The sequence below is a fragment of the Variovorax sp. 679 genome (assembly GCF_003952185.1).
Taxonomy (GTDB): Bacteria; Pseudomonadota; Gammaproteobacteria; order Burkholderiales; family Burkholderiaceae_C; genus Variovorax.
On the sequence record NZ_RXFS01000003.1, the window covers coordinates 589,747 to 602,066 of the forward strand.

10 protein-coding genes are annotated in these 12,320 nt (G+C 71.0%); 6 read left to right on the forward strand and 4 right to left on the reverse strand.

The genetic code is table 11. From position 1 onward, the window contains the following. Nucleotides 1-11: 11 nt before the first annotated feature. Complete coding sequence (locus EJO71_RS10120) at nt 12-983, forward strand: threonine dehydratase (protein WP_125948130.1); 972 nt, start codon at nt 12-14, stop codon at nt 981-983. A 16-nt stretch (nt 984-999) separates the two neighbouring features. On the opposite strand, the gene EJO71_RS10125 is transcribed toward EJO71_RS10120, so the two are convergent. The 4 genes from EJO71_RS10125 to EJO71_RS10140 all read right to left on the reverse strand — a co-directional run bounded on the left by EJO71_RS10125 (nt 1,000) and on the right by EJO71_RS10140 (nt 4,496). Further along, nucleotides 1,000-1,347, reverse strand: coding sequence for a DUF4148 domain-containing protein (locus EJO71_RS10125; protein ID WP_125948129.1), 348 nt, complete (start codon nt 1,345-1,347; stop codon nt 1,000-1,002). A gap of 116 nt (nt 1,348-1,463) precedes the next feature. Then, a complete protein-coding gene (locus EJO71_RS10130; protein WP_240651314.1) occupies nt 1,464-2,864 on the reverse strand; it encodes an ATP-binding protein in 1,401 nt (466 codons plus the stop codon). Continuing rightward, a complete protein-coding gene (locus EJO71_RS10135; RefSeq protein ID WP_125948128.1) occupies nt 2,861-3,523 on the reverse strand; it encodes a response regulator transcription factor in 663 nt (220 codons plus the stop codon). The genes EJO71_RS10130 and EJO71_RS10135 overlap by 4 nt, the downstream gene beginning before the upstream one ends. Before the next feature lie 124 nt (nt 3,524-3,647). Continuing rightward, entirely contained in the window at nt 3,648-4,496 is an 849-nt protein-coding gene (locus tag EJO71_RS10140) for a creatininase family protein (protein ID WP_125948127.1), read from the reverse strand. A 381-nt stretch (nt 4,497-4,877) separates the two neighbouring features. Between EJO71_RS10140 and pgaA the strand changes: the two genes are divergently transcribed. The 5 genes from pgaA to EJO71_RS10165 are packed head-to-tail and all read left to right on the forward strand — an operon-like array spanning nt 4,878 to nt 12,218. After that, nucleotides 4,878-7,415 (forward strand): poly-beta-1,6 N-acetyl-D-glucosamine export porin PgaA, encoded by a 2,538-nt coding sequence (pgaA, locus tag EJO71_RS10145; RefSeq protein ID WP_164546779.1) that lies wholly within the window; start codon nt 4,878-4,880, stop codon nt 7,413-7,415. Beyond that, entirely contained in the window at nt 7,415-9,496 is a 2,082-nt protein-coding gene (gene pgaB / locus EJO71_RS10150) for a poly-beta-1,6-N-acetyl-D-glucosamine N-deacetylase PgaB (protein WP_125948125.1), read from the forward strand. The genes pgaA and pgaB overlap by 1 nt, the downstream gene beginning before the upstream one ends. Further along, a complete protein-coding gene (gene pgaC / locus EJO71_RS10155; RefSeq protein WP_125948124.1) occupies nt 9,493-10,770 on the forward strand; it encodes a poly-beta-1,6-N-acetyl-D-glucosamine synthase in 1,278 nt (425 codons plus the stop codon). The genes pgaB and pgaC overlap by 4 nt, the downstream gene beginning before the upstream one ends. Then, complete coding sequence (gene pgaD / locus EJO71_RS10160; protein ID WP_125948123.1) at nt 10,760-11,383, forward strand: poly-beta-1,6-N-acetyl-D-glucosamine biosynthesis protein PgaD; 624 nt, start codon at nt 10,760-10,762, stop codon at nt 11,381-11,383. Before pgaC ends, pgaD begins: the two co-directional genes overlap by 11 nt. Nucleotides 11,384-11,420: 37 nt before the next feature. Continuing rightward, a complete protein-coding gene (locus EJO71_RS10165; protein WP_125948122.1) occupies nt 11,421-12,218 on the forward strand; it encodes an SDR family oxidoreductase in 798 nt (265 codons plus the stop codon). Nucleotides 12,219-12,320: the final 102 nt, after the last annotated feature.

A 12,320-nucleotide genomic window follows, 5' to 3' on the forward strand; every position in this document is an offset into this window, starting at 1 on the left:
AGAGACATCCGATGAAGTTCACCCGCGAAGAGATCGAAGCCGCGCAGCGCACCGTGCATGCGGCCATGCCGCCCACGCCGCAGTACGCCTGGCCGCTGCTCTCGCAGCGCCTGGGCGCCACCGTGTGGGCCAAGCACGAGAACCACACGCCGGCCGGCGCATTCAAGATCCGCGGCGGCCTGACCTACTTCGAGACCCTGGCGCGCGAGCAGCCCGAAGTGCGCCACGCCATCAGCGCCACGCGCGGCAACCATGGCCAGTCGGTCGGCTTCGCCACGCGCCGCCACGGGCTGGCCGCGACCATCGTGGTGCCGCACGGCAACTCGACCGAGAAGAACGCCGCGATGCGCGCGCTCGGCGTCACGCTGATCGAGCACGGCGACGATTTCCAGGCCGCCGCCGAGCACGCAGCAGCGCTGGCCGAGCGCGACGGCCTGCACCGCGTGCCCTCGTTCCACCGCGAGCTGGTGCGCGGCGTTTCGACGGCGTACGTGGAGTTCTTCAGCGCCTTGAAAGATTCGCCGCCCGACGTGCTGTTCGTGCCCATCGGCCTGGGCTCCGGCTTTGCCGCGGCGGCGGCGGCGCGCGCGCATTGCGGCGTGTCGACGAAGCTCATCGGCGTGGTGTCGGCGCATGCCACGGCGTACCGCGATTCCTTCCGCGCGGGCAAGCCGGTCGAGTCGCCCGTCACCACGCGGCTGGCCGACGGCATGGCCTGCCGCGTGCCGGTACCCGAGTCGGTCGAGGTGATCCTGCGCGAAGCCGACGACGTGGTCACCGTCACCGACGACGAGGTTGCCGGGGCCATGCGCATCCTCTTCAGCGACACGCACAACGTGGCCGAAGGGGCTGGCGCGGCTGCATTGGCCGCCGCGCTCCAGCAGCAGGAGCGCTGGCGCGGCAAGACGGTCGGCGTGTGCGTGAGCGGCGGCAATGTCGACACCGGCATGTTCGCCGGCGTGCTGGGAGGCAGCGCGTCCTAGGCGCCTCGCACCAGCCTCAGAGCCTGGTGCCGGTCGCGCCCTCTGCGGCGGCGCGCACCGGCGGCATCGTGGAGATCACGACGCTGTTGACGCGCGAGCCGCTCACCACGTTCTGGTCGGGGGCGCGGGCGGTCTCCACCGCGACCTGGCGCATGGCCTCGCGCGAGACGGTGGAGGTGAAGGGGTCGGGCCCGCGCGAGCCGCGCGTCACGTTCTGGTCGGGGGCGTGGGCCGTGGTCACGGCCTGGGCAGCCACGTCGCTGCGCGCGAGCAGGCCGGGGCCCTGGTGCACGCCGTCGTAGGTTTCCGCATGGGCCGCACCGGCCAGGGCAAGGATGGCCAGGAGGCCGAAGGTCTTTCGCATGTCGTGAACTCCTTTTCGAGAACTGGGTTGGCGCCTTGCGGCGCGGCCGCTTTCGCGGCTGGAGTCACTGTAGGAAGGCCGCTTTATGCGACCTTTAGGCGAGAGTTACCCGAGCGTTAAGCCGCCGCCGGATCGCCCAGGTGCACGCGCGCCTGCAGCCCCGACTGCCTGCCCTGCGAGTCGTGCCGGTTGGCCAGCACGATGCGCAGGCCGTTGCGCTGCGCGGCCATGCGCGCGATGGCGAGCCCCAGGCCGCTGCCCTCCGCCGCCGTGCCCGGCACGCGGAAGAAGCGGTCGAAGGCGCGCTCCATCAGCGCGGGCGGAATGCCCGGCCCGTTGTCCACCACGTCGACCACCGGGCGCCCTTCCACCTCGTGCAGGCGCACGTCGACCACGCCGCCCTCGGGCGAGTGGCGCAGCGCGTTGTCGATCAGGTTGTCGAAGATGCTGCGCAGCTCGGCCGGCGGTGCGGTCACCGTCACGGCGGTGCCGCCCTCGAAGCCGATGTCGATGCGGCGGCGGTCGGCGATCACCATCAGCTGGGTCACGCTGTCGCGCAGCACCGACGCCACGTCGAGCGGCACCGGCGCCTCGAGCTCGGTGCTGCTTTCCTGGCGCGACAGGCGCAGCAGCTGCTCGATCAGGTGCTGGGCGCGCGTCACGCCGCCCTTGAGTTGCACGTAGTGATCGGCGATGACCTCGGCCGGCACCTCCGCGCGCATGTTGTCCAGCTGCAGGCCGATGGCGGCGATGGGCGTGCGCAGCTCGTGCGCGGCGTCCTGCACGAAGCGGCGCTGCGCGGCGAAGGCATGGCGCAGGCGGCCGAGGAGGCTGTTGAAGGCCTCCACCAGCGGCGCGATCTCGGCGGGCACGCTCGACACCTGGAGCTCGGACAGGCTGCGCTCGTCCTGCGCGGCGACGTCGAGCGCCACGCTGCGCAGCTTGCGCGACGAGGTCCACACCACCAGCCAGAGCACGGCCAGCGACATCGGCAGCAGCAGCGCGATGGGCACCGTCAGCGAAAGCGCGCGCTTGGCCACCAGCCGGCGCACGAAGCCGCCGCTCTGGATCACCTGCACCTGGAAGCGGCCCGGGTCGGCCACCGGCCCGGTGGAGTACACGCGCCACACGTCGTCGCTACCGCCGGACTCCATGCGCACGATGCTCATGCCCTCCGAGGGCTGACGGGCCATGGCCAGTTCGGGCCACGAGCTCGCCAGCAGCTCGCCGCGCCCGTTCCAGACCTGGATGACAAGGGCGCCACGCTCGAAGATGTTGCGCTCGTCGGTCGGCCTCAGCTCGGGCACGGTGACGTTGCCCGCATAGGACTCGGCCAGCGTCTGCATCTGGTCGTCCTTGGAGGTGACGATGAGCCGGTCGTAGCTGGCATAGGTGTACCAGGCCACGCCCACCGCGGCGAGCAGGTGCACCAGCACCAGCCAGAGCAGCAGCTTGTTGCGCAGCGAACCCGGCGAGTACCAGGGCCTGCCCGGCGCGGCGGTCATCGCGGAGCTCACGGGGAATCCACCACGCGCCAGCCCAGGCCGCGCACGTTGCGGATGGTGTCGGCGCCGAGCTTTCGCCGCATGTTGTGGATGATCACGTCGACCGCGTTGCTCATCACTTCCTCGCCCCAGCCGTAGATGCGGTTCTCGAGCTGTTCGCGCGACAGGATGGCGCCGGGGCGCTCGAGCATGGCGTGCATCAGCGCGAACTCGCGGGCGGTGAGCGTCTCGCGCGTGCCCCGGTAGAGCACCTCGCGCGTGGTGAGGTCGAGCTGCACGCTGCCGCTGCCGATCACCGAGTTGGCAGCGCCGTGGCGGCGCCGCACCACCGCGCGCATGCGCGCCAGCAGCTCGGGGAACTCGAAGGGCTTGAGCAGGTAGTCGTCGGCGCCGAGGTCGAGCCCCTCGACCCGCTGCCCGAGGCTGTCGCGCGCCGTGAGGATCAGGATGGGCGTGGCGTTGCCCAGGCCGCGCGCGTGGCGCAGCACCTCGACGCCGTCGAGCCCCGGCAGGCCCAGGTCCAGCAGCATGCAGGTGTAGTCGCCGTCGGCCAGCGCACTGCGCGCGAGCAGGCCGTCGCGCACCCAGTCCACGGCCCAGCCCGACCTCTCCAGGCCGCGGACCAGGCTGTTTCCGATCATTTCATCGTCTTCGACAAGCAGCACGCGCACGACGGCTCCCGTTGCTTCATTGGTTCGTTGGTGCGCCGCGAAGTTAGCGCAGAACCGTTAGATCAACGTTAACGCGACACGGGCGCCGAAGCGAGCCCCCGCCGATCGTTCCCTGCGCCAGGGCTCAGGGCAGCGGGCCGGTGTTGGCGGTGTCCAGCGGCAGCCGCGACACCTCCTCCAGCAGCAGCGCCAGTTGCTGCGCCGCGGCATCGATCACCGCCTGGCCATGCTCCGCCGTGGCCGCCGCCGCGTTGCCGGCGGCGCCGTGGGCGTTGTAGTCCTCCATCGCCCAGCCGAGCTTGGCGCTCCTGCCGTTGCCCAGGATCGGGTAGCCGGCCGCGCGCTGCTCGGAGGTGGAGGGGAAGTCGCGCGCCTCGCCCATGCGCACCAGCTGCGGCGTCAGCGCCAGCATCATCGAAGTCTCGATCTCGCCCGCATGCACGCCGAAGCGGTGCTCGTGCGCGCTGAACTGCGCGCCCGCGTCGCCCAGCGGCAGGTTGAACCAGCTCACGCTGTAGACGATGAGCCCGTGCGCCGCGCGCAGCTCGCGCGCCACGATGTCCATTGCGCCGACGTGGCCGCCGTGCGCATTGAAAAGCACCAGCTTCTTGACGCCCGCGCGCGCCACGCCCGCGCCGATCTCGCTCCAGAGGCGGATCAGCGTCTCGGCCGACAGCGTGAGCGTGCCCGCGAAGCGCGCGTGCTCGGGGCTGAGGCCGATCTGCTGGGTCGGCAGGAACAGCACCGGCAGCGAAGCCGGCAGCAGCGGCAGCGACGCGGCGACGATGCCGTCGGCCAGCACCGTGTCCACGCCCAGCGGCAGGTGCGGGCCGTGCTGCTCGGTCGCGCCCAGCGGCAGCACCGCGACGGTGGCCGCCGGGTCGAGCGAGGCGAAGTCGCGCGTGGTGAGCCGGGACCAGAAGCGGGGGAGCGGGGAGGACGAAGGCGAAGGGGCTTGGGGAGCAGCGTTCATCGCGCGATCTTAGGTCGGGCCCGGGTCGGACGGACGCCGGACTCTTTGGGCACCTGTCCGACAAAAGCGATCAGCGCAGGCGCCAAAAACGCGGATCTGTTCACACATATAACCAATTATTCGGACTTTTGTTTGCCACTGTTAACAATCATGTCTAGAGTGATTCCTGAATAGTTTTTCCGAGGCTGCCGGCCTGTCACATCGGCATCTCCGGTTCTCGCGGCGTCGTCATGGCCTCCCGGGGACCGTATTTCGAGTTTCCAAGGGAGCAAGGTGTTCATCCAGAAAAAAGCTGGAGGCACGGTCTCGGCCAAGCGCAAACCGGCGCTCGCCGGCCCGGCGCTTCTCCGATTCGCGCGGAATGCGCAAAAAATTCCCCCTTTGCCACTGGCATGCACGCTGCTCCTCGGCGCGCCGGCGGCGTTCGCGCAGCCGGCTCTCACGCCGCCTGCGGCCCTGCCTCCCGTCGTCGACCGGAGCACATTGCCCTATGACGCGCGCCAGCACGACGCGCTGATCGTCGCGCGCCGCGAAGGCCGCACCAACGCGGCAGAAGCGCTGCGCCAGCTGAAGGCATGGCTCGCATCGCCGATCGGCGACGACGCCCGCCGGCGCGTGGCCTCCGATGCCGTCGCGATCGCGTCCGCCGACGGCCAGTACGCCGAGGCCGTGGCGCTGGGTCGCCAGGCCACTCCTTCGAAGCTGGAGGACTACGCCCTGGGCCCGCTCGCGCTCGCGGCACGGCGCACCCATGACACCGGCCTGCAGGGCGAAGTCATCGGCATCTGGCGCGCACGGCAGCCCGATGCCCGCGAGCCGCGCGTCCACGAAGCCTGGTGGCGCCTCGACAGCGGCGACATCGCCGGCGCCCGGGCGCTGTACCGCGCGCTGTCGCAACCCGCGCCCACGCGCATCGACGACCGCGTCGCGCTGCTGGAACTGCGCGGCGCCCTGGCGCGTGCCGACAAAGACCCGCTGCAGGCGCTCGGCGCCTACGCCGAGGCCAATGCGCTGCGGCCCGGACGCCTCGACCTCCGCCGCGAGGCCGACTTCCTGCTCGCGGCCAGCGGTGCCGCATCGAGCGCCTTCGAGAACGCGGAGGCGGCGGAACGCGCCGCTCCGGGCAGCTTCTCGCCGCTGGCGCTTTCCACCCTGCAGCAGGAGGCGCTGGCGCAGCGGCTGCGCTGGGCGATACGCGCACGCGACCAGCGGCTGGGCGCGGAGCGCGTGGTCGCGCTCGACCGGGTGCTGGCCGACCAGGAAGCCGCGCTGGCGCGGGCCGACGCGGCAGCCCCGAAGGCCGACCCCGCCGATGCCGCCGCATGGCGCACGGTACGGGTGCGGCTGCAATCCGATCGCCTGCTGGCGCTGGTCGAACGCGGCCGCCCTGCGGATGCCATCGCGCTCTACGACAGCCTGCGCGCCACGGGCACCGAGCTCCCCGCCTACGGGCTCGAGGCCGCGGCCCGGGCGCTCGCGCAGGAGCGACGCTCCATCGAGGCCGTTCCGCTCTACGAGGCGGCCGTGGCCAGCGGCGGTGCCGACCTGCCGATGCCCAGCGAGATTCACTACGGGCTGATCTACGCCTACCTGGACGTGGGCCGGTTCGCCGACGCCGAAGCGCTGCTCGACCGGATCGAAGCCGCCACGCCCGCGATGCTGCGCCTCGCGCCCGAAGCGGGCCGCCCGAACGGCGAGTACACCGAGGTCACCGGCCTGCGCGGCCTCGTCCAGCTCTACTCCGACCGTCCGGCACTCGCGCAGCGGAGCTTCTCGGTATTGACGCGGGAAGCGCCGCTCAACGCCGGCTATGCCCAGGGCGCGGCGCTCACCGCGCGGCTGCGCGAGCATCCCGAGGCTGCCGTCGCCCGCTTCGAGGCGCTGGCGGCCGACTCCCCCTACGACACCGGCGCGCGCATCGGCCATGTCGAGGCGCTGCTCGACGCGGACGAGTTCGCCGAGGCCCGCCGGCGCGCCGAATCGCTCACGGCCGACCTGCCCGACTCGGTGCAGGTGCGCGAGATGGAACGCAAGCGGCGCGCCCTCGTCGGCCCGCGGCTCGACGTGGACGCCGAGGCTTCCTCCGGCGGCGCGGCCATCGCCAGCCATGAATGGCGCATCGACAGCCGGCTGAGCTCGGGCCTCATCGACGACCGGTGGCGCGTGTTCTACGACCAGACGCTGGGCCGCGGCAGCACCGACATCGGCAACGCGAACTGGGCGCGCGGCGGCCTCGGCCTGGGCTGGCAGCAAGGGCGCTGGCTGGCCGAAGGCATCGTGCAGCACGCGAACGCGGGCCCCTATCGCAACAGCGTGGCCGGCCGGCTCGACTACCGCGCGGGCGACGCGTGGCGGCTGTCGGCCACCTACGACGGCGACAGCAAGGAGCTGCCGTGGAAGGCGCGCGTGGCCGGCATCGGCGCGCACGAGGTCGGCGCCAGCGTGGGCTATGTGGTCGACGAGTCGCGCCGCTTCGACCTGAAGTGGCAGCAGCTCGACTTCAGCGACGGCAACGTGCGCAACGGCCTGGACATCGGCTGGCGCGAGCGCTGGATCAGCACGCCGGCCTTCCAGCTCGAAACCCGGCTCGGTGCCGACGCGAGCCGCGGCCGCGCCGTCGAGGCGCCCTACTTCAACCCGTCGAGCGACGGCAGCGTGCAGCTCGGCGTGCGCGCCCAGTGGCTCAACTGGAAGCGCGACGACCGACAGTTCTTCCAGATCGTCGAGCTCGGCGGCGGCAGCTACCGGCAGGCCGGCTTCGGCAGCGGCCCGATATGGAGTCTGCGCTACGAGCACCGCTGGAACTTCGGGCCACGGCTCACGCTGCGCTACGGCGCGTTCGTTTCCAGCCATCCCTACGACGGCGTGCGCGAGCGACAGCGCGGCGTCTTCCTGAACCTCTCGACGCCCCTGCCGTGATGCGAAGAACGACGACGAACCCTTTCACCTTCCTGCGCACGGTCCTGCCGTGGCTGCTGCTGATGGCGCTCTCGCTGCCGGCGCTCGCGCAGCCGCTGCCGCCCGCAGACCCCGACGACGGCGTGAGCTTTCGCGTGATCTCCTTCCACGACGTGCGCGCCAACGTTCGCGAGAGCTTCGAGACCTCGCCCGACGAGACCGCCATGGACGAGCACACCTTCGCGGGCGTGCTCGCCTGGCTGCAGTACAACGACTACCACCCGGTGAGCCTGCAGCAGATCGTCGACGCGCGCGCCGGCGGCAAGCCGCTGCCGCCCAGGCCGGTGCTGCTGACTTTCGACGACGGCTACCGCAGCGCCTACACCAAGGTCTTTCCGCTGCTCAAGCGCTACAACTATCCGGCGGTGATGGCGCTGGTGACCAGCTGGCTCGAGGTGCCCGAAGGACAGCAGGTGCACTGGGGCGACAAGCCCGCGCCGCGCGAGAACTTCCTGCTGTGGAGCGAGGCCGCCGAGATGGCGCGCTCGGGCCTCGTCGAATTCGCGAGCCACAGCGACGCCATGCACACCGGCATCGTCGCCAATCCGCAGGGCAACCTGCTGCCGGCCGCGGCCACGCACCGCTACGACCCGAAGACCGGCCGCTACGAGGACGACGACGCCTACGTGCGGCGCGTCGAGGCCGACCTGCGCCGCAGCCGCGAACTCATCGAGAAGCGCACCGGCGCGAAGGTGCGCTCGATGGTGTGGCCCTACGGCGCGTACAACACGGCGGCGCTCCAGGCATCGGCTCGCGCGGGCATGCCCATCACCTTCACGCTCGATGACGGACCGAACACGGCCGCCGTGCCGCTCGCGCGCATCCGCCGCGCGCTGGCGGCCTACGACAACGAGGCGCCCTCGTTCGATCGCATGCTGCGCAGCCCCGTGGGCGGCGAGGTGCGTCCGGTCAACCGCGTGATGCATGTGGACCTGGACTACGTGTACGACCCCGACCCGGCCCAGCAGGAGCGCAACCTCTCGATGCTGATCGACCGCGTGGCCGCCGTGCGCCCGCGCGCGGTGTTCCTTCAGGCCTACGCCGACCCCGACGGCGACGGCGTGGCCGACGCGCTGTACTTTCCCAACCGCCACCTGCCGATGCGCGCCGACCTGTTCGCCCGCGCGGCCTGGCAGCTGCGCAGCCGCGCCGGCGTGAAGGTCTACGCCTGGATGCCGGTGACGGCCTTCAAGCTGCCGGCATCGAACCCGCTCGCCACCCGCACGGTGACGGCGCAAGGCGGCGCGATGCCGGCCGGCCGCTACCACCGGCTCACGCCCTTCGACCCCGCGGTACGCGCGCTGGTCGGCGACATCTACGAAGACCTGGGCCGCTACACCTTCTTCGAGGGCCTGCTGTTCCACGACGACGCGACGCTGTCCGACGACGAGGACGCCAGCCCCGCCGCGCTCGCCACCTACGCGAAATGGGGCCTGCCGGCCGACGTGGCGGCGATCCGCGCAAACCCCGGGCTGATGGCGCGCTGGACCACGGCCAAGACGCGCTACCTGATCGAATTCACGCAGGAGCTCGCCGCGCGCACGGGCGCCTGGCGGCCCGCGCTGGAGACCGCCCGCAACCTCTACGCGCGGCCGGTGCTGGAGCCGCAGGCAGAGCAATGGTTCGCGCAGAACTACGAGGCCTCGCTCGCCGCCTACGACTACGTCGCGCTGATGGCGATGCCGCGCATGGAGCGCGAGGCCGATGCCGACGGCTGGCTCGCGCGCCTGGCCAGGCGCGCCGCCGACACGCCGCGCGGCCTCGACGGCACCGTGTTCGAGCTGCAGGCGCGCGACTGGCGCACCGGAAAGCCCGTGCCCGACGCGGAGCTCACGCGGCAGTGGACGCTGCTGCAGCGCGCCGGCGTGCGCCACCTGGGCTACTACCCCGACGACTTCCTCAACGACCAGCCTTCGCTGGAGACCGTGCGCCGCGCGATCTCGGTGCGCACGATGCTGCCGCGCGCGCTGCGGGCGACGTCTGCAGCGCAGGTGCCGGTGCAGTTGCCGGCACAGGCCGCGCCGCAGGAGCATCCACGATGAGCACCGTCGAGTTCCTGGCGCAGACGCTGCCCTCGCTGCTGTTCGGCTTCGTCTTCTATTACCCGTTCTTCATGGCCTACGTGTGGATGGCGGGCGGCCTCTCGCATGCGATGGTTTTCGAGCGCAAGCGCGACGTGGACGTCAATCCGCTCGACCTGCTGCCCTCGCGCCCGCTGGTCACAGTGGTCGTGCCGTGTTTCAACGAGGCGCCGCACCTGCGCGAGGTGATCGAGCAGCTGATGCGCACGCGCTACCCGTACTGCGAGGTCATTGCCGTGAACGACGGCAGCACCGACGGCACAGGCGAGCTGCTCGACCAGATGACGCAGGAGTACGGCCGCCTGCGCGTGATCCACAACGCCAGCAACCAGGGCAAGGCCGTCGGGCTCAACACCGCCTGCCAGCTCGCGCGCGGCGAGTACATCCTGGGCATCGACGGCGACGCGCTGATCGACGAGGACGCCATCGCGTGGATGCTGCTGCCGATGCTGGCTTCGGAGCGCATCGGCGCGGTCACCGGCAACCCGCGCATCCGCACGCGCACCACGCTGCTGGGGCGCATGCAGGTGGGCGAGTTCTCCTCGATCATCGGCCTCATCAAGCGCTCGCAGCAGCTGGCGGGCACGCTGTTCACGGTGTCGGGCGTGATCGCCATGTTCCGCCGCCGCGCGGTGATCGACGTGGGCTTCTGGAGCCCCGACGTGCTCACCGAGGACATCGACATGAGCTGGAAGCTGCAGATCGCCGGCTGGCAGCTGCGCTTCGAGCCGCGCGCGCTGTGCTGGATCCTGATGCCCGAGACCTTGCGCGGTCTCTGGAAGCAGCGCCTGCGCTGGGCCATCGGCGGCATCCAGACCATGCTGCGCTGCACCTCGCACATCCTGCGGCCGCGCCACTGGCGCATGTGGCCCGTGTACTTCGAGTACATGACGAGCATCTTCTGGGCCTATGCCATGGCCCTGGTGCTGGTCATCAGCCTGGTGCGGCCCTTCCTGCCGCACGACTCGTCCTGGCATTCGGCGCTGCTGCCGCACTGGCAGGGCACGCTGCTGGCCATGACCTGCATCCTGCAGATGCTGCTGAGCCTGTGGATCGACCGCCGCTACGACCGCGACCTGATGCGCTACTTCGCCGGAACGATCTGGTATCCGATCGCCTTCTGGACCATCACGATGGCCACCACCGTCATCGCCCTTCCCAAAGCCCTGATACGCCGCCGGGGAAAACGCGCGGTGTGGACAAGTCCCGACCGAGGAGTTTCCGATGTCCCATGAGTCCGTCTTCCCCTCGAGCTATCCGCCCGAGACGCACAACGATGCCTCGCCCCCGAGCCGCAGCCGCTCCTGGGGGCAGCCCCCGGTGGACGAGCCGATCATCGACGCCGCGCGCATCCCGCTGCGCGCCTTCGGCAGCGGCCGCTCGCCGCAGCGCGCGCTGGCCATGTACCTGTGGCTGCGCCTGCTGCGCCCCGCCATCACCGTCACCATCTGGTTCTGCGCAGTCTGGTATGCATGGCCCTACGTGCTGGGCGCGCGTTCGCAACCCGAGGTGCTGCACCTGCTGAGCCTGTACGGCCTGGTGATCAGCGCGATCCTGCTGTCCATGCTGGTGATGGCGCCATGGCGCCGCCGCCAGCACCGTCGGGAGGCGCCGCCCGAGCGGGAGAAGTCGTCGCTGTCTGCGCTGGCCACCTACATCGAGGTGCCGCCGGCGCGCCTGTCGACCTGGCAGCGCACACGGCAGTTGCTGGTGCACCACGACAACAACGGCCACCTGCGCGACGCCATCGATACCGCGCCCGGCGCGCTGGAGCCCGAGACGACGAAAAGGCGCCGAGAGCCCGCAGCCCATCCGGCCGGGGCGCGTGCAGGGGTTTCGCGGCGGTGATTCAATCGCCGCACCCCACACACCAAGGACCCGTTTCATGGACCTCCAGCTCCAGGACCAGCACGTTCTCATCACCGGCGGCAGCAAGGGCATCGGCCTGGCCTGCGCGCTGGGCTTCCTGCGCGAAGGCGCGCGCGTGAGCCTCGTGTCGCGCGACGTCGCCAACCTCGAGCAGGGCCGCCGGACGCTCGTCGAATCGTTCGCGCAGGCCGAGGGCCGCGTGTCGATCCATGCGGCCGACCTCAAGGACCCGGCCGGCGCAGAGGCGGCACTCGACGCAGCCGAAAAGGCCTTCGGCCCGGTCGACATCCTCGTCAACTCGGCCGGCGCCGCGCGCCGCACCCCGCCCGACGAACTCACGGCCGCGTCCTGGCACGACGCAATGGACGCGAAGTACTTCACCTACGTCCACATGATCCACCCCGTGGTCAGGCGCATGGGCCAGCGCGGACGCGGCGCCATCGTCAACGTCATCGGCCAGGGCGGCAAGGTCGCGAGCCCCGTGCACATGGCCGGCGGCGCCGCCAACGCCGCCCTGATGCTCGTGAGCGCCGGCATGGCCGCCGCCTATGCCGGCAAGGGCGTGCGCGTGAACGCCGTGAACCCCGGCCTCACGCTGACCGAGCGGCTGCAGGAAGGCATGAAGGCCGACGCGAAGCTGCAGGGCATCGGCACCGACGAGGCGCTGGAGCGCGCCAAGGCAAGGCTGCCGCTCGGCCGCATCGCGACGCCGGAAGAGATCGCCAACGCAGTGGTGTTCCTGGCGTCGCCGAAGGCGAGTTATGTGACCGGCGCCATCGTGGCAATGGACGGCGCAGTCACTCCGATGATCTGAAAGAAAAGCGGGCCGAGCGAAGCAAAGGCCCGTCCGTCTCCCCTCCCCTCTGGCTGCGCCGAGGAGCGCAGCGTTTCGCGGATCAGGGCTCGCCCTTGTTTG